At 72.7% G+C, this 22,378-nt stretch carries 23 protein-coding genes; 9 read left to right on the top strand and 14 right to left on the bottom strand.

The features are described from left to right. From OUY22_RS25740 to OUY22_RS25730, 3 genes are all read right to left on the bottom strand, one after another. Positions 1-797 (bottom strand): RNA polymerase sigma factor (locus OUY22_RS25740; RefSeq protein WP_270157730.1); only part of this gene is annotated, 797 nt, incomplete at its 3' end. A gap of 125 nt (positions 798-922) precedes the next feature. Next, on the bottom strand, positions 923-2,611 hold the full coding sequence (locus OUY22_RS25735) for a substrate-binding domain-containing protein (protein ID WP_270157729.1): 1,689 nt from the start codon (positions 2,609-2,611) through the stop codon (positions 923-925). A gap of 241 nt (positions 2,612-2,852) precedes the next feature. Beyond that, complete coding sequence (locus tag OUY22_RS25730; RefSeq protein WP_270157728.1) at positions 2,853-3,488, bottom strand: cation diffusion facilitator family transporter; 636 nt, start codon at positions 3,486-3,488, stop codon at positions 2,853-2,855. 147 nt (positions 3,489-3,635) lie between these two features. Here OUY22_RS25730 and OUY22_RS25725 point away from each other — a divergent pair, with 147 nt between their 5' ends. After that, complete coding sequence (locus tag OUY22_RS25725; protein ID WP_270157727.1) at positions 3,636-4,418, top strand: DUF4184 family protein; 783 nt, start codon at positions 3,636-3,638, stop codon at positions 4,416-4,418. Further along, complete coding sequence (locus OUY22_RS25720) at positions 4,411-5,217, top strand: TrmH family RNA methyltransferase (RefSeq protein ID WP_270157726.1); 807 nt, start codon at positions 4,411-4,413, stop codon at positions 5,215-5,217. The genes OUY22_RS25725 and OUY22_RS25720 overlap by 8 nt, the downstream gene beginning before the upstream one ends. Before the next feature lie 65 nt (positions 5,218-5,282). On the opposite strand, the gene OUY22_RS25715 is transcribed toward OUY22_RS25720, so the two are convergent. The 4 genes from OUY22_RS25715 to OUY22_RS25700 form a co-directional block, all read right to left on the bottom strand. Beyond that, positions 5,283-6,047: a neutral zinc metallopeptidase gene (locus OUY22_RS25715; protein WP_270157724.1), complete on the bottom strand. Its 765-nt coding sequence runs from the start codon at positions 6,045-6,047 to the stop codon at positions 5,283-5,285. Positions 6,048-6,209: 162 nt separating this feature from the next. Continuing rightward, complete coding sequence (locus OUY22_RS25710) at positions 6,210-6,935, bottom strand: ThuA domain-containing protein (protein WP_270157722.1); 726 nt, start codon at positions 6,933-6,935, stop codon at positions 6,210-6,212. Positions 6,936-6,975: 40 nt separating this feature from the next. Further along, positions 6,976-8,046, bottom strand: coding sequence for a Gfo/Idh/MocA family protein (locus OUY22_RS25705; RefSeq protein ID WP_270157720.1), 1,071 nt, complete (start codon positions 8,044-8,046; stop codon positions 6,976-6,978). A 116-nt stretch (positions 8,047-8,162) separates the two neighbouring features. Beyond that, complete coding sequence (locus OUY22_RS25700) at positions 8,163-9,209, bottom strand: LacI family DNA-binding transcriptional regulator (protein WP_270157719.1); 1,047 nt, start codon at positions 9,207-9,209, stop codon at positions 8,163-8,165. Between the two features lie 76 nt (positions 9,210-9,285). Here OUY22_RS25700 and OUY22_RS25695 point away from each other — a divergent pair, with 76 nt between their 5' ends. Further along, positions 9,286-9,462 (top strand): hypothetical protein, encoded by a 177-nt coding sequence (locus OUY22_RS25695; protein WP_270157718.1) that lies wholly within the window; start codon positions 9,286-9,288, stop codon positions 9,460-9,462. A 14-nt stretch (positions 9,463-9,476) separates the two neighbouring features. Here OUY22_RS25695 and OUY22_RS25690 read toward each other — a convergent pair whose 3' ends face one another. Continuing rightward, positions 9,477-10,319 carry a D-alanyl-D-alanine carboxypeptidase family protein gene (locus tag OUY22_RS25690; RefSeq protein ID WP_270157717.1) on the bottom strand — a complete coding sequence of 281 codons (843 nt, stop codon included), beginning with the start codon at positions 10,317-10,319 and terminating at the stop codon, positions 9,477-9,479. Between the two features lie 57 nt (positions 10,320-10,376). Beyond that, positions 10,377-10,898 (bottom strand): DedA family protein, encoded by a 522-nt coding sequence (locus OUY22_RS25685; protein ID WP_270157716.1) that lies wholly within the window; start codon positions 10,896-10,898, stop codon positions 10,377-10,379. Positions 10,899-11,029: 131 nt separating this feature from the next. Between OUY22_RS25685 and OUY22_RS25680 the strand changes: the two genes are divergently transcribed. Then, positions 11,030-11,539: a hypothetical protein gene (locus OUY22_RS25680; RefSeq protein ID WP_270157715.1), complete on the top strand. Its 510-nt coding sequence runs from the start codon at positions 11,030-11,032 to the stop codon at positions 11,537-11,539. Here OUY22_RS25680 and OUY22_RS25675 read toward each other — a convergent pair. The 3 genes from OUY22_RS25675 to OUY22_RS25665 all read right to left on the bottom strand — a co-directional run bounded on the left by OUY22_RS25675 (position 11,508) and on the right by OUY22_RS25665 (position 16,881). After that, positions 11,508-14,873: a BTAD domain-containing putative transcriptional regulator gene (locus OUY22_RS25675; RefSeq protein WP_270157714.1), complete on the bottom strand. Its 3,366-nt coding sequence runs from the start codon at positions 14,871-14,873 to the stop codon at positions 11,508-11,510. The genes OUY22_RS25680 and OUY22_RS25675 overlap by 32 nt on opposite strands. Before the next feature lie 78 nt (positions 14,874-14,951). Further along, complete coding sequence (locus tag OUY22_RS25670) at positions 14,952-16,013, bottom strand: lysylphosphatidylglycerol synthase domain-containing protein (protein WP_270157713.1); 1,062 nt, start codon at positions 16,011-16,013, stop codon at positions 14,952-14,954. 49 nt (positions 16,014-16,062) lie between these two features. Further along, positions 16,063-16,881, bottom strand: a complete 819-nt coding sequence (locus tag OUY22_RS25665; RefSeq protein ID WP_270157712.1) for a PIG-L deacetylase family protein — start codon at positions 16,879-16,881, stop codon at positions 16,063-16,065. A gap of 38 nt (positions 16,882-16,919) precedes the next feature. On the opposite strand from OUY22_RS25665, the gene OUY22_RS25660 reads away from it, so the two are divergent. From OUY22_RS25660 to OUY22_RS25650, 3 genes are read left to right on the top strand one after another with little or no spacing between them, the layout of a single operon-like run. Continuing rightward, the gene (locus tag OUY22_RS25660; protein WP_270157711.1) at positions 16,920-18,008 is read left to right on the top strand and encodes a glycosyltransferase; all 1,089 of its coding nucleotides are present in this window, start codon (positions 16,920-16,922) and stop codon (positions 18,006-18,008) included. A gap of 18 nt (positions 18,009-18,026) precedes the next feature. Then, positions 18,027-18,269: a hypothetical protein gene (locus OUY22_RS25655; RefSeq protein ID WP_270157710.1), complete on the top strand. Its 243-nt coding sequence runs from the start codon at positions 18,027-18,029 to the stop codon at positions 18,267-18,269. Further along, the gene (locus OUY22_RS25650; protein WP_270157709.1) at positions 18,266-18,730 is read left to right on the top strand and encodes a hypothetical protein; all 465 of its coding nucleotides are present in this window, start codon (positions 18,266-18,268) and stop codon (positions 18,728-18,730) included. Before OUY22_RS25655 ends, OUY22_RS25650 begins: the two co-directional genes overlap by 4 nt. Positions 18,731-18,775: 45 nt before the next feature. Here OUY22_RS25650 and OUY22_RS25645 read toward each other — a convergent pair whose 3' ends face one another. Next, on the bottom strand, positions 18,776-19,159 hold the full coding sequence (locus tag OUY22_RS25645; RefSeq protein WP_270157707.1) for a hypothetical protein: 384 nt from the start codon (positions 19,157-19,159) through the stop codon (positions 18,776-18,778). Between the two features lie 219 nt (positions 19,160-19,378). On the opposite strand from OUY22_RS25645, the gene OUY22_RS25640 reads away from it, so the two are divergent. Beyond that, positions 19,379-20,491, top strand: a complete 1,113-nt coding sequence (locus tag OUY22_RS25640; RefSeq protein WP_270157706.1) for an aromatic ring-hydroxylating oxygenase subunit alpha — start codon at positions 19,379-19,381, stop codon at positions 20,489-20,491. Here the strand turns inward: OUY22_RS25640 and OUY22_RS25635 are convergent. Then, positions 20,458-21,015, bottom strand: coding sequence for a DUF1707 SHOCT-like domain-containing protein (locus tag OUY22_RS25635; protein ID WP_270157705.1), 558 nt, complete (start codon positions 21,013-21,015; stop codon positions 20,458-20,460). The genes OUY22_RS25640 and OUY22_RS25635 overlap by 34 nt on opposite strands. Before the next feature lie 219 nt (positions 21,016-21,234). On the opposite strand from OUY22_RS25635, the gene OUY22_RS25630 reads away from it, so the two are divergent. Then, positions 21,235-22,167 (top strand): anti-sigma factor RsbA family regulatory protein, encoded by a 933-nt coding sequence (locus OUY22_RS25630; protein WP_270157704.1) that lies wholly within the window; start codon positions 21,235-21,237, stop codon positions 22,165-22,167. Positions 22,168-22,378: the final 211 nt, after the last annotated feature.

Genomic DNA, 22,378 nt, shown 5'->3' with positions numbered 1-22,378 from the left:
TCGAAGCCGTCACCACGGTCGACGATCATCGTGCGGGTGTCGCCCATCCCCGGGTCCCCGCAGGTGCCGAGCACCCGCTCGCGCAGCGAGAACGGCGCGTACGCCACCGGGAGCATCTCCAGCAGCCGCGCCGCCGACACCTGCCTGCGCCGCCGCTCGGTGCAGACCTCGCAGCCGCCGATGTGCGCGACCAGTCGCCGCCGCAGCACCGGCGTCAGCGGGCCCTCCCAGGAGTCCAGCAGCGCCGAGAGCTCCGGGCAGTGCGCCCGCCCGGTCCTGGCCAGCACCACCGCGGCGGCGGCGTTCTCCAGCAGGTCACGGGAGCGGCGCAGCCCGTTCGCCGCCTGCCGCGAAGTCAGCCCCAGCACCGCGGCGGTCTCGGCGGGCGTGAGCCCGTGCCGCAGCGACAGTTCCAGGATCTCCCGCTCGCTCCTGCGCAGCTCACCCAGCGTGACCGCGACGACCTCGGCCAGCTCGGCGTCGTCGGGATCGTCCGGTGGCGCCGCGGCCACGCGACGGGAGCCCAGCCTGGCCATGGCCTGGAAGCGCACCAGCGCGTACAGCCACGCGCGTAACCTGGCCGGCTCCCGCAGCCGGTCCGCGCACCCCTGCGCGGTGACCACGGCGTCGTGCACCGCGTCGGCCGCCCGCCGGTCCCCCAGGAGCGAGGCGGCGTAGTCGTGCAGCCGGTCGCCGTACGCGTCGTACAGGCGCTCCGGCGCCCCCCGGTCGCCGCGGCGCAGCGCCGCCACCAGTTCCAGATCGTGGGCGCGGTCGACCGCCGGCCATCCGGGCACGTGTACCTCCCCGCGGGTGACAAGGACATCCCCGGCGTAGAGGACGCCCCTGCCCTGCGGCGGGTTGCCAGATTCCGGCTAAGTGCCCTTAACCAGGTAAAACAGGGTCAGATGTGACTGGTGTGTCAGCCGTCGCAGTCCGGCGTGCACAGCCGGCGCTCCATCCCCTGAAGGAAGAAGTCGCGCACCTGGAGCGGGTCCTTGGCGATGTACGCCTCGCCGCCGGTGGCCCTGGCCACCGCGTCCATCTGCTTCTTGCCCGCCTGCGCCTCGGGGCCGAACGCGATCAGCAGGATGCTGACCGGCCGCTGCGGATCGTAGGTCTCCTCCAGGAACCGCAGGATCTCCGCGTTGCCGACGCCGCCGTCGGGATCGTCGTTGCCGGCGCCGTCGGTCAGGATCAGCAGCGTGTTGATCCGGTCTCGCGCGTACGTCCTGGTCATCTCGGTGTAGGCGGCCTTGAGCGTGTCGTTCAGCCCGGTGTCGCCGGTGGCCTTGGCCTGCACCGTCGACAGCTCTCTGGCCAGCACGTCCTTGCGCAGCGCGCCGTCGATGCTCTCGGTGAGCGGGCCGACCGGGACGACCTCCTTCCAGTCCTTGCCCCGGCCGTCGAGGTGGGTGGAGAACATCCACACGCCCATCTCCGAGTCCGGCGGGAATAGCGCCAGGCCTTCGGTGGCGATCTTGCTGATGGCCTGCATGCGGGTCAGGTTCGTGCCGGGCACCGGCAGCGCCATCGTGCCGGAGACGTCGAGCAGGGTGAGCAGGCGGGTGCCGAGGTTGAGCCTGCTCCAGGTCTGGCTGACGGTGGCCACCGTCTTGGCGTCCGGCGCGGGCAGCGCCTTGGGGGCCGCGGGGGCGAAGCCCTTGTCCTCCGACAGCGCGCCGCCGGCCTTGCCGTCGGGATCGCGGAAGCCCTGCGCCCGCAGCACCTTGAGCGCGGAGTCCTTGGACAGCTCCTGGCGGAAGTCCGCCGCGGCTTTCTGCGTGGCGAGGTCCTTGGTCAGGACGGTGAACGGGTAGTCGAGGCTGAGCGTGCCCTCGGCCGGGTAGAGCGCCACGGCCGGGGTCTCCGGCTTCTTGGCGTTGTGCGTGTGGATGGCCTGCTCGGAGCTGACGCCGATCGGCACCTTGCCGCCGGTCTTGACCGTGAGGCTGGCCAGCAGCGCGGCGGAGTCGGCCGCGACCTGGCCGGACAGCCGCTTGAGCGCGCCCACCAGCGCCTTGGTCTGGCCCGTCTCGCCGGCCACGCCGGAGGCGGCCATGAGCGCCGCCAGCCCGGCCGAGCTCTTCTGCGGGTCGAGCGCGACCACGCGCACCTTCTTGCCGGGGCCGTCGGGGTCGGCCGCGTTCGCCGCCGACACCAGGGTCGACCAGCTCGGCGTGAGCGCGCCCTCCAGCTTGGCCACCGAGGACCTGGCCGTCGCCAGCACCACCGGCGAGCTCGCGATCGAGCCGGCCGGCTGGGGGACCGCCGCCTCCGCCGGTCCGCCGGCCGACTCCAGCCGGCTCAGGACCAGGCTGGAGTCGGGCACCCAGACGTCACCGGCGAACTTCCCGGCCGCGACCGCGCTCGCCGCCTTCACGGAGGTCTCCTTGACCACCGTGACCTCGACGCACTTGCTGTCGATCGAGTGCAGGGCCTTGGTGTACGTGCCCGCGATCTTGCTCAGCGCCGGCTGGACGTCGGGGCTCGCCACCACCCGCAGCGGCAGCGTGCCGTCGGAGCAGTCGTGCTCGCGGTTGAAGATGACGAAGGCCGCGACGCCCAGCAGCACCGACAGCGCCACGGCCCCGGCGAGCGGTACGAGCACGCGTCCCCGCCCGCCACGCGCCCGTCTGCGCGAGCTGCGGGGGGCTGGATCCTGGGCTCGGTAGCCGCCGTCGAAGTCGTCTGTGCGGTGTCGCCCCACGGCTGTCCTCTTGGTGTTCTTGATCGCCTGGCTGGTCCGGAGACCCTGGCGGGTGGTACTCCGCGATACCCGGGGAACGATACTCGGTACGCTTGCTGGGGCAAAACACCTCTTTTAGTGCACTTATCACTCAAGGTCATCATCAGTGGTGACAAACGTGACCCCGCCAGGCCCGGATCCCCTCCCGGACGGCGACCACGGCCAGGGCCAGCGCCACGAGGGGATCGACCCACCACAGTCCGAAGGTGTTGAGCCACAGCCCGGCCAGCACGCCCGCGGCGGTGGCGCCGCAGATGATGTTCTGGGTGCCCTCGCCCTCGGTCGCGCCGGACCCCAGCCGCACCCCGAGCCGCCGCTTGACCACGCCCAGCACCGGCATGCTGACCAGGCTCACCGCCGTCACCACGATGCCGAGCACGCTCACCTGCGGCCGGTGCCCCGCGTCCAGGTCGTGGCCCACGTGCAGGACCAGGTAGGGGGCGAGCAGCCAGAAGCTCACCGCCACGGCCCGCCGCGCCCGGTGCTCGGCCGTCCTCGACAGCGTGCGCGCCCCGGTGAAGCGCCACACCACGATCAGGCTCGCCAGCGCCTCCACCAGCGCCGCCAGCCCCCACCCGATCAGCGCCACCGAGTGCGCGCCGAACCCGGCCGCCAGACCCAGCGTGCTCTCCACGCCGAGCCAGACGAGCGTGACCACCGACAGCCACCGAGCGTGACGCGCCGCCCGCAGCCACTCGGCCGACGCGGCCGGATGCTCATGAACCCGCTGATCAGGCATCGCCGACCCTCCGCGCTCTCCAGGCCACCGACCCAACGGCGACGTTGCGTATCTCATTCACTACAGAGCGTGACCATAGACGCTCGGGGCTGGAAAAGCCAAACGCGTGGGTATGTCATGATCAAGCAGTCACGCTGAGGGGGGCCGGTGCCGTTCACACCCAGCCACATGGCGGCGGTGCTGCCGTTCATCTCCTCGTCCCGCCTGCGCCGCTTCGCCGACCCGTGGGCGCTGGCGCTCGGGGCGATGGTGCCCGACCTGCCGATCTTCCTGCCGATGCTGCCCGACTACAGCGACTGGCACTCCTGGCGGGGCGTGGTGACCGTGGACCTGGCGGCGGTGCTGATCCTGCTGGTGCTCTTCCACGGGCTGCTCCGCGATCCGCTCCTCGCCCTGCTGCCGCCCGGGCTGGCCGGTCGCGCCGCCACGCTGCGGCCCAGCTGGCCGGAGCTCGTCCGCGGCGTGCCCGCCATCGTGGCCGGCGGCCTGATCGGCTCGGCCACCCACGTCGCGTGGGACTCCTTCACTCACTCCACCGGCCCGGGGGAGTGGGGCGCGTGGCTGTCGGTCACCGTGCTCGGCGTGCTGCCGCTGTTCCGGGTGCTGCAGTACGTCTCGTCCGCGGTGGGGCTGGCGATCGTCGTGTGGTGGACCTGGCGGGGCCTGTCCAGGATGGCGCCCGTGCCGCCGCCCGCCGACCTGCGCCTCCCGGCCCGGGCCCGCTGGACGGTCCTGACCTGGAGCGTGGTGGGGATCGTGGCCGGCGCGCTGGCCTGGCCCCGGCTGCACGAGCCCAACCCCGCCTTCGGGCTGCCGGGCGTCATCACCAAGGTCGGCGCGGGCACCGTCGTCGGGCTCTGCCTGGTCCTGGCGTGCTACGCGGTGGTCTGGCAGGTCAGGCGGCTCATGGCAGTATCGGAACGTGCTTGAGAACGTCACGGACGCCGCCGACCCCCGCCTGACCGACTACACCCGGCTGCGCGACGTCGAACTGCGCAAGAGCCTGGAGGCCGAGCGCGGCCTGTTCCTGGCCGAGGGCGAGAAGGTGATCAGGCGCGCAGTCGGCGCGGGCTACCCGATCCGGTCCGTCCTGACCACCCGCCGCTGGCTCCCGCAGCTCGCCGACGTCCTCGGTGACGCCACCGTGTACGTGGTCAGCGACGAGGTCATGTCGGCCGTCGCCGGCTTCCGGATCCACCGCGGCGCCCTCGCCTCCATGGCCCGCCTCCCGCTGCCGTCCGCCGCCTCGCTCCTGGGGTCCGCCACCCGGCTCGTCGTCCTGGAGGACATCGTCGACCACGCCAACGTCGGCGCGATCTTCCGCTGCGCGGCGGCGCTGGGCGTGGAGGGGGTCGTGCTCTCGCCCCGCTGCGCCGACCCCCTCTACCGGCGCGCGGTGAAGGTGTCCATGGGGGCGGTCTTCTCGATCCCGTACGCCCGCATGGACAACTGGTACACCGGCCTGGACGAGCTGCGCGCGGCCGGCTTCCGCACCCTCGCGCTCACCCCCGACCAGGCGGCCACCCCGCTCGACGAGGCCGAGCTGGGTGACCGGGTGGCGTTGCTGCTCGGCGCCGAGGGCGACGGCCTGTCGTCCAGGTGGCTGCACGAGGCCGACGAGCCGGTCTGCATCCCGATGAGCCCGGAGGCGATGGACGCCGGGGTGGACTCGCTCAACGTGGTGGCCGCCGCCGCCATCGCCTGCCACAACCTGATGCGCAGGCGGTGAGTCCCCTTCTCGGGCCGCCCCTCTCGGGCCGCCCGCCTGAAGCCGCCCGCCTGAAGCCGCCCGTCTCAGGCCACCCGGGAGGATGACGCCGCCCAGGTGTTGCACGACCTGGGGTCGCCGGAGGCGAAGCCGCGCTTGATCCAGGCGCGCATGTTGGCCGTCTTGCCGTACCAGCGCTCCTCGCCGCGCGCGTCGCCCTCGATCAGGCTCAGCAGCTCGCGGAAGTCACGCGACGAGCGGCCCTTCAGCGGCCAGACGCTCTTGAGGAAGGCGCCGCTGAGGCAGTCGGCCTGCAGGCTGGAGCGGCGCGCCTGCTCCAGCAGCTCGGATCTGCGGTCGTAGGGCTCGTCTTCGTGGGCGTCCGCGATGCCCACGACATTCTGCACGTGGTAGCCGTACATGGCCGCGGTGTGGTGGAAGAGCCACAGGTCGTCCGGGCCCTCCAGCCAGTCCTTGCCGAGCTGGACCATAATCGTCTGGGTGCTGTCGCAATACAGCATCTGCGAGGGGTTTTTGGAGTAGTCGAAGTCGCAGTACTTCTTCGGAACCCGGTTGACGTGCTTGACCCGTACCTTGTCGAAGGCCAGGCCGGCCCTGCTCAGGTGCGCGCCCCACGTCCTGTCGAGACAGGCGATGATGCCGTTGATGTAGGCCCTGGCCTGCTTCTTGTCACCGGACCTGACGCGCTTCTCCGCGCACTTGGTCCGGGGGAGCGGACCCGTTTTGTAGAGGTCGTTCGCGGTGAGCTCGGGACTCTCGATCGGGTCCACGGCGGCGCCGGCCGCGGTGGCGGAGAAAGGAAGGGTCAGAGCGGCCAATGCTGTGATCATGTGAATTTTCACAAGCCGCAATACTAGGGATAGCGCTTCCTCCGGGCAACCGAAAAGGAAAAAGGATGAAATTTCAGAGTTTTTGTGACAAATGATGTGATTCCTGTCTGTCTCCGTTCCATCGCGGAATGTCCCCGGCGGAATCGACCCCCAAGATTCCGCCTACCACCGCACCGGGGTGTGGGCGTTGTCCAGCGGCTCGCCGACACCCGCCGGCGGGGCCGCCCACAGCACGGCGTTGGCCAGCACCCGCCGCACGTCAGGATGGTGGTAGACGGGATACTTCTGGTCGCCGGGGCTGAAGTAGAAGATCCGGCCCAGCCCTCGCCGGTAGCAGCAGCCGCTGCGGAACGCCTCGCCGCCTTCGAACGAGCTGATGAACACCAGTTCGTCCGGCTCGGGAACGCCGAACGGCTCGCCGTAGGTCTCGTGCTCCGGGACGACGATCGGGCGCGGCACCCCCTCGGCGATCGGATGGCCCGGCGCCACGGTCCACACCAGCTCGCGCTCGCCCGCGTCGCGCCAGTTCAGGGTGCACGTGGTGCCCATCAGGGAGCGGAACACCTTGGAGTAGTGGCCGGAGTGCAGCACCAGCAGCCCCATGCCGCCGAGCACCCGCCGCCGCACCCGCTCGACCACCTCGTCGGCGACCTCCTCGTGGGCTGAGTGACCCCACCAGGTGAGCACGTCGGTCTCGGCCAGCTCCTTGTCCGACAGCCCGTGCTCGGGGTCGTCCAGGACGGCGGTGCGGACGCGGACCCGCGCGCCGAGGTGCTCGGCCAGCCCTGCCGCGATCGCGCCGTGCATCCCCTCGGGATAGCGCCGGCGCACGTCCTCCTCGTGCCGCTCGTGGCGGTTCTCGCCCCACACCGTGACTTTGATCGCCATCTCACGCCCCCTCGTGACCCTTACCGTGGGTGCCGTACCCTCATTCGGCCCAGCTCATCGGCGCCGGCGGCTCGAAGGAGCTGGTCAGCTCGACCGTCCCGCCCTTCTCGTACGAGGTGCGCGCGGCGCAGAGGATCTCCACCACGTGCGCGGCCTGCTGGCCGGTGGCGCGGTGCGGCCGCCGCTCACGGATCGCGGCGGCGAGGTCGCGCACCGCCCGGCCCCACTCGACCCCCTGGTACGGCTCGCGCAGCGGCGTCACCGGCCGGGGCCGCTCCCGGAAGGCGCTGATCTCCAGCGGCGCGTCGAAGTCGTGCCAGCCGCGCAGCAGCAGCGACCCGTCGTCACCGTGGAACTCCATGCCGTGCTGGCTGGTGTTGTGCCCGTCGACGTAGAAGTCGCAGGTGAGCCGGAGCTGGACGCCGCCGTCGAACTCGAGGTTCGCCACCACGTAGTCGGGCGTGGTCAGGGTGAAGGGCGTCCCGTCGAGGCGGGTCCGCTGGGGGTGCAGGGTGGAGGCGAACGCGGTCACCCGGCGGGCCGGGCCGAGCGCGGCCGTGGCGATCGTGAGCGGGTAGACGCCCACGTCGAACAGCGCGCCCACCTCGTAGAAGCCGACCGGCTCGGGGTGCCAGACCTCGATCCGGCCCCAGTTCACCTCCGCGTACACCAGCCGCACGCGGCCGATCGCCTCCTCGCGCAGCAGTTTGAGCGCGGTCTGCTGGGACTCGCCGAGGAAGGTGGCGGGGGCGGCGCCGAGCCGCAGCCCGCGCTCGCCGGCCAGCGCCACCAACTCGGCCGCCTCCTCGTACCGCAGCGCGAGCGGTTTCTCGCTGTGCACGTGCCGGCCGGACTCCAGGCAGCGGCGGATGACCTCGTAGTGCGCCTTGTGCGCGGTCAGGTTGACCACGATCTCGACGCCCGGGTCGGCCAGCAGCTCGTCCAGGGTCTCGTACGCCCGCGCGCCGTGCGCGGCGGCCAGCGTCCGGGCCCGCTCGGGGTCGGCGTCCTGCGCGCCGAGCAGGTCGATCTCCGGGTAGGCGGCCAGGTGGGTCGCGTACCGCTGGGCGATGTTGCCGCACCCGACGATCGCCACGCCCGTCGTCCCCATCACGTCCCCCTCGGAAAATCGGCACTGCGATCTTCGAAACTACGCGTACCGCGCAACAAGGGTCAATGACGGGCAATGATGTGAAAACCTGCCCTTTGCGCCACTTGACTGGCCGGCTACGGGCGCGGCGGTGCGGTCGAGGCGCGGACGATCAGCTCGTGGGGGAAGAGCAGCCGCTCGGGCTCGTCCGGGGGCTCCAGCAGCAGCCGTCCCGCCGCCGCCCCGATCTCCTGCTTGGCCTGCCGGATCGTGGTCAGCCCCGCCTCCTCGGCGGCGCTGTCGGAGAACCCCACCACCGACAGGTCGCCGGGCACGTCCAGCCCGAGGTCGGCGGCGGCGTCGAGGATGCCGAGCGCCAGCACGTCGGTGTTGGCCAGGATGGCGGTCGGCCGCGGCGTGCGCCCGAGCAGCGCGTGGCCGGCCTCCCTGCCGGCCGCACGCGAGTTCCTGGCCAGCTCGTAGAACGGCACGGACGCCCAGTCGACGCCCGCCGAGACACAGGCCGCCTCGTAGCCGGAGCGCCGCCCCCGCATCGCCTCGAACACCGCCCCGCGCTGACGGGCCGGGTCGGCCCAGCCCGTCCGGCCGTCGCCGTGCAGGCCCACCATGGCCACGCCGATGCGCCGGTGGCCCAGTTCGATGAGGTGGCGCGCGGCCCGCGCCCCGGCGGCCGGCTCGTCGATGCCCAGGAACGGGTGGCCCGGCACGTACGGCTCGTCGACCACCACCACGGGCAGCCTGCGCGACAGCACCTCGGCCAGCGCCGGGTGGCCGTCGGGCAGCGAGACCACGCAGAAGGCGTCGACCACCGCGTCGAGCACCGGCGGCGTGCGCGTGCCGCCGCGCGGCAACGGCAGGATGAGCAGCCCGACCCCGGCCTCCTCGGCGGCGGTGGCCAGCCCCTGGAAGAACCCGAGCGCGTACGGGTCGGCGAAGGCGTAGGCGAGGGTCTCGCTGAACAGCAGCCCCACGGCGCCGGCCCGGCCCAGGCGCAGCGAGCGCGCGGCCGCGTTGGGGCCGGCGTAGCCCAGCTCGTCGGCGACCTGGAGGATGCGCCGCCGCAGGTCGTCGCTGAGCTGGTCGGGCCGGGAGAAGGCGTAGGACACCGTCGCCCTGGACACGCCCAGCCGATCGGCGATCGTCTGCAGTGTGACCCTGGCCATCTTCCCACCGTAGCGGATCTCTTGCACGTGACCTCTTAATCGATTAAGGTCTTAATGGATTAAGAAGGAGGGTTTCATGGATGCCATGCAGGTCCTCGCCTACCGGACCGCGATGGGACACCAGGAGTCGGCGCACGCCGCGCTGCCGGACGCGCCGGTGCTGCCGCATCGGGAGCGGGCCCGGGTCAGGGTCCGCCTGGCGCACACGCTGCGCTGGACCGCCGACCGCCTCGACCCGGTCGTGGAGTGCTGAGCCCCGGCTGAACCTCAGCCGAGGACCACCCGCCCGGTGGCGTGCTCCAGCAGCCGTTCGGCGGTCGCGAACCGGCGCTCGTCGCGATCGCCGAGCAGCACCCCGATCACCTCACGCCCGTCACGCTGAGCGGCGAACAGCAGGCAGTACCCCGCCTTGCGGGTGTAGCCCGTCTTGACCCCGACGACGCCGGGGGCCCGGCCGAGGAGCTTGTTGGTGTTGCGCCAGGTGTGCGCCGGGTGCAGCGCCGTCTTGGCCACCCGGTGCGTCTCGCGGCCCACGACCGTCCGAAAGGCCGGGATCTCCAGCGCGTACCGCGCCAGCAGCGCCTGGTCGGCGGCCGTGGAGTAGCCGCCGTCGCGCGGGGTGGGCATCCCGTCGGCGTTGGTGTAGAAGGTGTCGCGCAGGCCCATCCGCCTGGCGGTGCCGTTCATCTTGGCGATGAAGGCGGGCTTGCCCGGCCCGTAGGCGCGGGCCAGCGCGTTCGCCGCGTCGGCGCCGGAGGGCAGCATCAGCGCGTACAGCAGGTCCCTGACCGTGAGCCGCTCGCCGGCGCGCAGGCCCGCCGTCGCCGCGCCGCCCCTGGCGGCGTAGCGGACGTCCTGCGCGGTGACCGTGACGACCTCCGTCAGCCTCGCCTCGCGCAGCACCACGTACGCGGTCATCACCTTGACCAGGCTGGCCACCGGCACCCGGGCGGTCTCGCGCTTGCCGAAGTGGACCGTGCCGGTGGAGTCGATCACGAAGGCCTGCTTCGCGCCCACGGCCGGGGCCTCGGCGGCGACGGCCGGCGGCGTGGCGGAGACCCCTACGGCCAGGGCGACCAGGGCGGACCCTGCGAGAACGGCGATGCGCATGCGCACCATGGTGACATCACAAGGCCGCCGATCCGGTGAAACATGCCGACAAGGAGGTCAGGCGGCCAGCGTCTCCCGCTTCGCCCGCTTCCTGCGCCGCCAGGCGATGTAGGCCGCCACCGCGGCGACCACGGCCACCGCGACCAGCGCCGCCAGGACCGGTGACTGGGCGGCGAGCCGCAGCCACGCCCCGAGCGCGACCATGCCCCCGAACCACCACAACGGCGCCCAGGTCAGGCAGCCGAGCGCGCTCGCCACCACGTACCAGGGATAGGACACCCGCAGCGCCCCGGCCACCCAGGGCAGCGTGTGGCGCAGCATGGGCACCCAGAAGCAGCCGTAGACGGCCAGAGCCCCCCACTTCTCCACGATCCGCTCGACTCTGGCGATCCGCTCCCGGCCCATCCGCTCGCCGACGCGCGACTCGTACAGCTTCTCGCCCAGCCGGCGGCCGCCCCAGTAGTAGACCTGGAACACCGCGAACAGGGCGATCATGAGGATGACGCCCACCAGCCAGTACGGCAGACCGAGCCAGAACGGTTCGGCCGGCGCAGGCAGGACGAGCGGGAGGTGCTTCATGGCGGACTCCACCCCCAATCGTTAGGTCAGGCTTACCTTACTTCAGCTTGCAAGCGGCTGCCATACCGGCCTGCAAGCCGCGGTCAACCACCTCCCAGTACACCTGAAGTGAGCGAAAGAGGTGGATGACGATGGCGACGAGAAGCGGAGCGGTCCTGGCGGGCGGTGCGGTGAGCGCGGTCAAGTTCACGGTGGCTGCCCTGGCCTTCACCGCAGCCTACGCCGGGCTGTCGGCCTACGGCACCGCGAACTCCGCCCCCGCCCCGGCAACCGGCGCGACCCTGTCGGCGCGGGAGACGCCGGTCACCGCCGAGCCGGCCGCGCAGGCGCTCGCCGCCGGCACGGTCACCGTCGGCGCGCTGCCCACCGAGCCGGGCTGCGTGAAGACGTTCGTGGCCCGCACCATCCTGGTCAACCCGGACGCCGGCCGGACCGTCTCCTACAGCTGGAAGCTGGCCCGCTGGAGCCCGTCGGCCAGGACCTGGCGCACCTACCTCGTCGACCACTCCGGCTTCGCCGGGGCGCGCGAGACGGCAGAGTGGGAGGCCACGATCTCCGGCAACCCCGGCTGGTACCGCGTCGAGCTGGCCGCCGAGGGCGCCAAGACGATCAAGAGCGACCGTTTCCGGGTGAGTTGCTGACCGAGCGCTCCGCCGCCTCCACCCACCGCGGCACCCCGACCCGCCGGGCCACCTCCAGCGCCTTGAGGTAGTGGTCGCGGGCCGCCTCGGGCTGGCCGACCCGGATCGCCAGGTCGCCGAGCGTCAGCGCCACCGGCCACAGCGCCACCACGCCGGTGCCGGCGCCCGCGACCCGGTCGGCGAACGGCTTGAGCTTGTCGTAGCAGTCGACCATCCGCTCCCGGTCGTCGAGCAGCATCCCGGCCAGCGCCCGCCACGTCATGGCCAGCTCGTACAGGAAGTCGGGACGGACCGGCGGGCGCACCGCGGCGACGGCCTTGGCGTCGGCCTGGTGGCCCGCCGAGGCCAGCGCCAGCGCGTAGGCGTCGAGGGTCCACTTGGCGCCGCGCTGGTGGGCCTCGCCCAACAGCTCGACCATCTCCGAGGCCCGGCCGTCGACCAGGTGGAGGCAGAACGTGGTGATCAGCGGCAGGTCCTGGCGGCCCTCCAGCATGCCCGCCCTGGCGGTCAGCCGGGCCGCGTCGCGGTAGGCCCGCTCGGCCGCGGGGTAGTCGCCGGCGATCATGCGCCGCAGCCCGACGTACCAGGCGTGCACCGCGGCCGGCGCCGGCAGGTCGTACTGGCGGGCCAGCTGGTCGGCCGCCGCGGCGTGCTCGTCGGCCACCGCGAACTCGCCGCGCGCCGCCGAGCACTCCAGCAGCACCAGATGGGCCAGCGCCTGGGTGGCGATCTGACCGGAGCGCCGCGCCACCTCCAGCAGCTCGCGGCCGATGCTCTCGCGGGTGTCGACCGCGGGGATGTCGTAGGACTGGCGCAGCCGGGCGCTCAGCGCGACCGCGATCAGCGCCGGGTCGCCGCTCTGCCGGGCCACCTCCAGCGCCTCCAGCGACGCCTGGCGGCCCCGCTCCGGCGAGGAGGAGCCCTCCAGCTCCAGCGCCAGCGTGGTGAGCAGGCTGGCGCGCAGCGACTGCTCGCCCTCCGGCAGCTCCGACAGCGCCCGCTCGGTGATGTCGACGATCTCCCACGCGGTGCGGGTGAAGTCGCGGGCCATGCCCTTGTGCGGCACCGCCAGCGACGCGGCCACCCGGGCCGTCAGCTCCAGGTCGCCGAGCGGGAGCGCGGAGTCCATCGCCTCGCGTCGCAGCAGCCGGGCCGCCGACATGTCGCCGCAGAGCGCCAGCGCCTTGATGCGGCGCAGCATGAGCTGCAGGCGCTGCTTGGTGTCGCCGCCGGTGCGGTCGAACGCGGCGATGGCCTGCTCCCACAGCGTGGCCGCCTCGCGGTGGGCGAAGCGCCGCTCGGCCTGCTCGGCCGCCAGCCCGGCGTAGTGGACCGCCTTCTCGGCGGCGTCGGCCAGGAAGTAGTGGTGGGCCAGCGCCGCCACGTCGGACGGGGCGCGCCGCTCGATCACCGCGGCCACGGCGGCGTGCAACCGGGTGCGGCGCAGCCGCGAGGCGTCGGAGTAGATCGTGTCGCGCACCAGGTCGTGGTCGAACCGCAGCAGGCCGGGCCCCGGCTCGGTCACCAGGCCGGCCAGCAGCGCCGCCTCCACGGCCTCCACCACCGCGTCCTCGTCGCCGGCCACGTCGACCAGCACGTCCACGTCCACGTCCCGGCCGATCACCGCGGCCTGCAGCAGGATCTGCTGCGCCCCCGCGGGCAGCCGGGAGATGCGCCGCCGCAGCACGTCGCGCACCCCGGACGGCACCTGCGACAGCACCTCGGCCGCGCTCGCCCGATCGGCCGCGCCCTCGGCGTCGAGCAGGCGTACGGTCTCGCGCACGAAGAACGGGTTGCCCGCGGTGCGCTCCACGATCGACTCGACCGCGTCGTCCTCGATCTCGCGCACGCAGGTGGCGCGGACGAGCTGCGCCACGGCCTTCGGGTCGAGCCCGGACAGCGACACCCGCGCCGGCCCGAGGCGGGCCAGCGCGGCGAGCACGTCGGCCTGGCTGTCGTCGAGCTCGCTCTCGCGGCAGGTGACCACGAGCAGCACGCGGCTGGTGGCCAGCAGGCTGGGCAGCGCGCGCAGCAGCGCGAGCGTCTGGTCGTCGGCCCAGTGGAGGTCTTCGAGCGTGAGCAGGACGGGCGAGCGCCTCGCCACGCCCGCGAGGTAGCCGCCGACGGCGCGGTGCAGCCGGAAGCCGCCGGACACCTCGTCGTCGTCGGGGTCGGGGGCGGCGTCGTCCAGCAGCGGGGCGAGTAACGCGGCGTACTCGCCGGCGCCGGTCACGCCGACGAGCGTGCGCAGGATCTCCACCCACGCCCAGCCCGGCGGGGTGGCGCTGGAGTCGGGGCAGGCGCCGGAGGCGGCCGTCCAGCCGTCGGCGGACAGCCTGCTCTGGAGCTGGCGGAGCAGCGTGGTCTTGCCCGCGCCGGCGACGCCGGTGACGACCGCCACCTGGAAGCGGCCGGTGCGGGCGGCGGCCGTGGTCAGCCTGGACAGCTCGGCGTCGCGGCCGACGAACGGCTCCGGCTCCAGCGGCGGCGGCTCGACGGGCGTGGCCGGGCGGGGCGGCCAGGTGTCGGCCACCGGGACCGGCCTGGACGGGCGCGGCGGCGGGGCCAGGTCGAGCTCGGGCGACTGGGCCAGGATGTCGGACTCCAGCTTGCGCAGCGCCGGGCCGGGGTCGATGCCCAGCTCGTCGGCGAGGATGCCGCGCGCCCTGCGCAGCGCGGCCAGCGAGTCGCCCTGCCGGCCGCAGCGGTAGAGGCCGAGCGCCAGCAGCCGCCAGCCCTCCTCGCGCAGCGGGTGCTCGGTGGTCAGCGCCTCCAGGTCGGGCACGGTCTCGGCCGGCTGGCCGAGGCGCAGGCCGGTGTCGGCGTGCCGCTCGCGCGCCACCAGGCGCAGCTCGGCGAGCCGGTTGACCTCGGCCTCGGCCCACTGCTGGTCGGCGAAGTCGGAGTAGGGGGTGCCGCGCCACAGGCCGAGCGCCTTCTCCAGGCGGCCGCGCGCCGACTGCGGGTCACCCTCCTCCAGGTGCTCGCCGGCCGCGCGGACCAGTTGCTCGAACCGGAGCGCGTCGACCTGGTCGGGCGCCACCCGCAGCGCGTAGCCGGAGGCGACCGTCACCAGCAGCCGGTTGGGCCCGCCGCGCGGACGGCCCGGCTCCAGCACGCGGCGCAGCCGCGAGATGTAGACCTGCAGACCCGACTGGGCGCCCTTGGCCGTGTCGTCGGCCCACAGGTCGTAGAGCAGGGTGTCGACGGGCACGACCTGGCCTCTGGCCACGAGGAGCCGGGCGAGGACGGCCCGCTGCCGCAACCCGCCGAGGTCGAGCTCGTCGTCGTGTTCGTACGCCTCGACTGGCCCCAGAACTCGGAACGCCACCATGTCAGCCGCCACGCTATGCGGGCTTCCGAATCACGCACAAGGCCCGTGGTTGATAATCGAGCGTTATGTTTCTGATCGTCACCTGGGGGCCTTCGAGATCGTGGACGGGGGCTCCGCGGCGGCATCACGGCGGTCGCGCCTGCGCAGGAGCGCCCACGCGCCGAGCGCGAGGCCACCGAACGGGATCTCGACAGTGTAAGTCCAGAAGCCGAAGAGCAGCGCGGCGGCCGTGGCCGGGGCGAGCGGCACCCCGAACGCGGTGGTGAGCAGGACCACCACCCCCGCCTCCATGATGCCGGCCCCACTGGGCGTGACCAGGGCGGTCGTCAGCACCCGCGACAGCGCGAACACCGCGATCGACTCGGCCAGGCCCGGGTAGGCGCCCGTGGCGACCAGGCAGGCCACCATGATCGCCCACTGCAGGCCGAGGAACGCGACCATGCCTCCCGACAGCGGCAGCCACCGGGTCCTGATGATCCCCGCGGTGTCGGCCCGCAGCCGGTGGAACGCCTCCGACGGCCGCACCCGCAGCCGGACGACCCGTACCAGGAAGTCGAGCCCGCGGCCCAGCACGGCGGCGGCGCGGTCCCAGTAGAGCGCCACGGCCACCACCGCGACCAGGACCAGGATCGAGACCGCGCCCGCCCAGCCGGCGTTGGCCACCCGCGCGTCGGGCACCCGGCCCGCGATGAGCAGCGCGATGATGCCCACGGCGGGCAGGACGAACCTGAACAAGGTGTTCCACACGCCGCTGACCAGCGTCATGACCACGATCGCGCGGTTGCCGAAGCCCCAGCCCCTGGCCATCGCGAACGTCAGCGCCACCCCGGCGGCGCCGCCGAACGGCAGCAGGTTGCTCACCGCGCTGCCCGCCGCGTTGAGCGTGAGCGCCTGAAGGCGCCCCAGCCCCGGCAGGGAGCCGGTCAGCACGAACGTGTAGGCCAGCAGGCTGAGCAGCCACAGCGCGGTCATCAGCGCGATCGTGCCGGCGCCGAGCGTGCCGAACACGGCCCAGATCTCCCGCCAGGAGACGTCCTTGCCGGTCAGCGCCCGGACGATCTGGGGCAGGTACACGACGAGGACCACCGCCAGGCCCAGTGACAGGGCGGACAGTGAGATCTGGAGCCACTTGTTCTTCATCGGGTCCCAGTCTGTCGGCTGCGCGGAGCGCCCGGATCCCTCCGGCGTACTATTTCGGCCCCGGGTCGAAAGGGTGACGCACGCGGGTGCCGGCCGGCAGGTCGCGCCGGACGTACCACTCGGTGCCGAACACCAGACGGTAGAGCGGGCCCGGCACCTTGAGCATCACGGCCAGCGTGCGGTCGCTGTCGCCGCCGGTCGCCTGGGAGGCGTGCGCGGCCATCGCGGCCCGTTTCTGCCGGGCGTAGCGGCGCACGTTGACCCGGTGGGTGATGGTCTCGCCCGCCGCGTAGGCGCTCTCGAAGGTGCGCACGTCGAACTCCGGCGGGAACCGGTAGACCTTGCCCGCCATGCGCAGCAACCGCAGCAGCGGGTCGCGGTTGACCGTCGCCTCCAGCACGATCGGCGTGCCGGCGATCTCCGCCGCCCGCTTGCCCACCCGGTGGACCTGCACGTGGTCGGGGTGGCCGTAGCCGCCGGCCGGGTCGTAGATGGTGAGCAGGCCGGCCTCCTCCTCGCGCAGGATCTCCGCGAGCGCGGTGGCGGCCTTCTCGGTGTCGGCGTCGATGAACGCGTTGTCGGGGCGTTCGTCGGCGACGCCGCCCTTCGGGCTCAGCCCCGAGTCGCCGTAGCCCAGGCACTCCACCCGGGCGCAGCCGAGCACCGCGGCCGACTGGTAGAGCTCTTTCATCCGGGTCTCGCCGAGGGCCTCGCCCGGTCCGAGGTCGGCCAGGCCGCGCTCGCCGGCCGTGGCCACCACGAGCACCACGCGGTGGCCCTCGGCCGCCAGCATCGCCATCGTGCCCGCCGTCAGCAGGGCTTCGTCGTCGGGATGCGCGTGGAAGAAGACTGCGGTACGTGGAGGCACAGCCCCAGATTAGTCTGGGCGAGGTGCGGATCTTTCACGTGAGCGACTGTTACCTGCCGCGGCTCGGAGGGATCGAGGTGCAGGTCGCCGATCTTGTGCGGACGCAGCGCGAGGCCGGCCACGCCGTCGAGGTGGCCACCGCCACCCGGGGCGAGCCGCTGGAGGGGGTGCACCGCATCGTCGCCAGGATGCCGTTCGACCTGCCGGTCCACCCGCGCGGGGTGCGCGGGCTCACCAGGCGGCTGGCGCTGTCCCGGCCCGACGTGGTGCACGTGCACATGGGCGCGGTCTCGCCGTTCGCGTGGATGGGGGTGCGCGCCGCGGTGCGTCTCGGGCTGCCGTGCGTGGTGACGGTCCACAGCATGTGGGACCCGGTCACGCGGGCGCTCTACCGGCTGCTCAAGCTCCTGTACGGGTGGCAGCGCTGGGGTTTGGTGGCCACCACGGTGAGCAGCGCGGCGGCGGCGCCGATCCGCGGGGTCGCCGGGGCCGGGGTGCCGGTGCGGGTGGTGTCCAACGGCCTCGACCTGTCCGGCTGGCGGCTGCTGCCCGAGGGCGGCCGGGAGACCCGGGACGAGGTGCACGTGGTGGCCGTCGGCCGGTTGGCGCCGCGCAAGCATCCGGTGGGCCTGCTGCGGATCCTGGAGAAGGCGCGGGCGCGGGTGCCCGCGGGGATCCCGCTGCGGGCCACGGTGGTCGGCGACGGCCCGGCCAGGTCCGCGATGGAGCGCTATCTGGACAGGCGCGGCATGGGCGGGTGGGTGTCGCTGCCCGGCCGCTACAGCAGGGAGCGGATCGCGAAGGTGCTGGAGTCGGCCGACGTCTTCGTGGCGCCGGCGCCCCGCGAGTCGTTCGGCATCGCCGCGCTGGAGGCCAGGACCGCCGGGCTGCCGGTGGTGGCGCGGACGCAGAGCGGGGTGGCCGACTTCGTCGAGCACGGCACGGAAGGGCTGCTCGGGCGGGACTCCGACGCCCTCGCCGAGGCCGTGGCGCGGCTCTGTGCGGATCGGGAGCTGCGGGAGCGGATCAGCCGCCACAACCGGGACAACCCGCCCGCGGCCGGTTCGTGGCCCGCCGTGCTCGCGGGCTTCGACCGGGCCTACGCGGAAGCGGCCGGCCGGGCGTGACCGTGTTATCTTGTTACCGTGGTACCAAGTGAGCGAACCCAGACCGGTCTCCGGGTGGAGAAGAACCTGCTCAAGGTCCTCAAAGGGCTGGCCGAGTATCTCGACATGTCGCTCGGTGACCTCGTCGAGGGCATCACGCTCCACGCCCTGGAGGGGCGGGCGCCGTTCTCCGAGGAGACCCTCGACAAGATCGCCCAGCTCAAGTCCGTCTACGGTCTGACGCTCACCGCCGAGGACGCTCACCGGCTGGTCGACCGGTGAGCCCGGCGCACTACGCGCTGACCGGGCAGGTGCCGGTCGCGCTGCCCCCGCCGGAGGCGCTGCGCCTGTTCACCCCGCGCGGCGAGGAGGAGTGGATCAAGGGCTGGCGTCCGCGCTTCCCCGTGCCCGCCGCCGACGACTCCCGCCCCGGCACGGTGTTCGAGACCGACTCCCATGGCGAACGCACGATCTGGGTGGTGGTCGACCGGCAGGAGAGCCGGATCAGCTATGCCCGGGTGACCCCCGGCTCGCGGGCCGGCACGGTGACGGTCACCGCCGTGGACGACGGCCGGGGCGGGACGACGGTGGAGGTCGCGTACGAGCTGACGGCCCTGTCGCCGCAGGGGGCGCGCGAGCTGCGTGGGTTCGCCGACGGCTACGGGGACTTCCTCAAGTCCTGGGAGCGGTCGATCGCCGCCCGGATCGCCTCCCGCCCGCCGAACGCGGCCACCGCCACCTGACGGGCGACCGGGGGCAGTCGGGCGCTGCCCCCGGGAGGCGGGGTGTCAGGCGCAGGCCTGCTGGATCTTGGTGACGAAGCCCTGCAGCTTGTTGACCGACTCCAGCGAGCCGGCCGGGTCAGAGCCGTCGATCTTGATGCCGTCCAGGCCGGTGGCGAGGTCGTTGAGCGCGGCGCCCACCTCGCCGTCGTAGTTGCCGGCCAGGGTCTTCACCTTGGCGGCGGCCTCCTGGCCGGCGGCCTCGGCGGCCTTCGGGTCGGCGGCGGCGGAGGTCATCGCGGTGGAGAACTCGTTCAGGATCGGGGTCACTTCGGCGGCGGCGGTGTTGCAGTCCACCGCCTGACCGATGGCGCCGCACCCGGTGATCGTCAGGCCGGCAAGCGCGAACGTCGCGAACGCGAGAGCGAGGCGACGGCGTGGGGGTGTCATGGTTGTGCCTTTCGTAGTTTCAGGGACAAAGGCACATTATGGGCGGGATCTTGATCACCGCTTGCACGCTGCTAAACCCCGCCGCCGTCAAGCCGACGGAAAGCGGCGGCGCGCCGGCGCGGCCGAGACGGTCCGATCCCTCTTGACACACCCGGAGGCCGACCCGACTATGTCGCATATAGAGCAACTCGGTGCGTAATACGCAACAGGGAGTGTCGGTTGACCAGCACCTCGAGTTTGATCTCCACGCTGCCCGGACGCTCCTACACCGATCCCGCGCAGTTCGAGGCGGAGCAGGCCAAGATCTTCGAGGCGCTGTGGTTCTGCGCCCTCCGGTCGGACGAGCTGCCCAGGCCCGGAGCTTTCAGGACGGTCCAGGTCGGCAGGGAGAGCGTGATCGTCGTACGAGGCCGCGACGGAGCCCTGCGCGCCTTCCTGAACGTCTGCAGGCACCGCGGCGCCCGCGTCCGCATGGAGGAGACGGGCGAGGTCAAGCGCACGCTCAAATGCCCCTACCACGCCTGGGCCTACGACCTCGACGGCCGGCTGGCCGCCGCGCCCAACCTGGTCAAGATGCCCGACGTGGACCGCGTCGCGTACGGGCTGATCGCGGTGGCGCTGCGCGAATGGCTCGGCTACGCGTGGGTCTGCCTCGCCGACCGGCCGCCCTCGTTCGAGGACACGGTCGTGCACGCCGCGACCGAACGGCTCGGCGACCCGGCCGCCATCGGCCACTACCGGACCGACGAACTGGCCCTGGGCCGCCGCATCCGCTACGACGTGCGGGCCAACTGGAAGCTGATCGTCGAGAACTTCATGGAGTGCTACCACTGCGCGACCATCCACCCCGAGCTCACGGCCGTGCTGCCCGAGTTCGCCGGGGGGTACGCCGCGCAGTACTACGTCGGCCACGGCGCCGAGTTCGCCGAACGCGTGCAGGGCTTCACCGTCGACGGCGGCCCCGGGTTCGGCAGGCTGCCCGACGTCTCCGCCGAACAGGACCGGCGCTACTACGCGATCACCGTCAAGCCGCAGGTGTTCGTCAACCTCGTGCCCGACCACGTCATCGTGCACCGGATGTTCCCGCTCGCCGCCGACCGCACGGTCGTGGAGTGCGACTGGCTCTACCACCCGGACGTGGTGGCCTCCGGCGCCGACCTGTCACGCTCGGTCGAGCTCTTCCACCGGGTCAACGAGCAGGACTTCGACGCCTGCGAGCGGACCCAGCCCGGGATGTCCTCGCGGGCCTACCGGTCGGGCGGCGTGCTGGTGCCCAGCGAGCACCACCTCGCCGCCTTTCACGACTGGGTGAACCAGCGCTTGCGGGGATAGCGGACGGTCAGCGCGCCGAACTTGCTCCGCCCGGTGATCACCACGTGCAGGACGCCGGGCTGCCGTCTGCCCGGCACGTCGGCGACCGTCGTGGTGCCCCAGTCGCTCCGGTAGCCGTCGACGTCGGCCGAGGCCCCCTGCGGCAGGATGATCTTCGCGGACCCGTACTTGAGGTCCAGCTCGACCTCCACCACCTGGTGCGGGACGACCGCCTCGGAGAAGTCGAGGTGGACCCCGCCGTGCTTGGAGACGACCCGGAGCCGGCGGGGGACGGCCCAGTCGCCCGCGCGCTTGATGTGGTCGTGGGTGCTCTCCAGCGTCACCACGTCCCGCACGGACGGGGCCTGACCGGGCAGGTCCGCCACCAGCCCGGTCAGATCCCCGTGGACCTTGGCGCTCAGCGCCTTCTCCAGCCGCTCCTCCAGCTCGAACTGGTCGAGACGGCCCTCGGTGAACGCCTGCTGCAACTGCTGGGCGATGCGTTCCCGGTCCTCGTCCGAGGCGCGCATCTGCAAATCCGACATGGAATGAGCATAGGGACAGCAAAGCTAGAAGGGGAGGAGCCGGCCGGTCGGGGTGCGCAGATCCAGGGAGTGCGTGGGGCGCGGCCTACGGGGTCGCCGAACGATCTGATCTCTCTTCACGACCAAGGGATACCCATCGGCGGGCCGATATCCCCTCGCCCGGAAAGAGGTGCTATCGGCGGGACTTGAAGTCGTCGACGCCGGGTAGCTTGTAGGACGATGTTCGCTGAGCCGTTCACCCATCCCGCCCTCTTCTACCGAGGCGACCGGGAATACACGGCCGCCGTCGCGGGGTTCGTCCGTGACGGCCTGGCCGCCGGCGAGCCCGTCGCCGTCGCCGTTCCCGCCGCCAAACTGGAGCTGCTGCGGCGGGAGCTGGGTCCCGCCGCCGACCGTGTCCTGATGCTCGACATGACCGCGGAGGGCCGCAACCCCGGCCGCATCATCCCGGCGGTCCTGCTCGACTTCGCCGACCGCCACCGTGACGACCGCGTGCGCATCGTCGGAGAGCCGATCTGGCCGGGCCGCAGCGACGTGGAGTACCCCGCGTGCGCCCAGCACGAGGCTCTGATCAACGTCGCGTTCGCGGGCCGCGCCCTCACGATCCTGTGCCCGTACGACGCCGAGGGCCTCGACGCCGAGGTGCTCCGCGAGGCGGAGCTGACCCACCCCGTGCTGCGCGACGCCGACGGCGAGCGGCCGAGCCCCCGCTACGCCCCGCACGCCGTCGTCGAGGGCCACAACCGGCCGCTCGGCGAACCGGCCGAGCACGTCGCGCTCCGCTTCGACCGCGGCGACCTCGCCGGCGCCCGCGCCCTGGCGGCCGACGCGGCGGCCGCGATGGGGTTCACCGGCGACCGGCTCGACGACATCCGCCTGGTCGTCGCCGAGCTGGGCGCCAACAGCCTCGACCACGGCGGCGGCGCCGGTCTCCTGCGCGTGTGGCGCGAAGGCGACCGGCTGGTGTGCGAGGTCGGCGACACCGGCCACATCACCGACCCGCTCGCCGGCCGCAGGCCGGTCGCCCCGCACATCGCGGGCTCACGCGGGCTGCTCATCGTCAACCTGCTCAGCGACCTGGTCCGGATCCACACCCGCGCCGGGACCACCGTGGTGCGCGCCTACTTCGACGCGCCCCCGGCGAAGGGCTGAGGCCCGCCCCCGCCCCCCTGATCCGGCAGGCCCTACCCGGGGTCGCGAACGCGCAGGTCGTGGGCTGGTCTCAGGGGTCGGCGCCACCAAAGTACTAGGGGACGGTTCAGGGGACGCTGGGGCTCTTCTCCGATACTCCGCGAGGCCGCGCGCCACGACCGTGGAGTCATGAGGGGATTGCTCTTAGGCGGATTCGCGGCCATCGGCGCCG

Source organism: Nonomuraea corallina (genome assembly GCF_027620315.1).
Lineage (GTDB): Bacteria > Actinomycetota > Actinomycetes > Streptosporangiales > Streptosporangiaceae > Nonomuraea > Nonomuraea corallina.
Note: the sequence above shows the minus strand (reverse complement) of the source record. Positions and strands in the feature narration are given on the sequence as shown.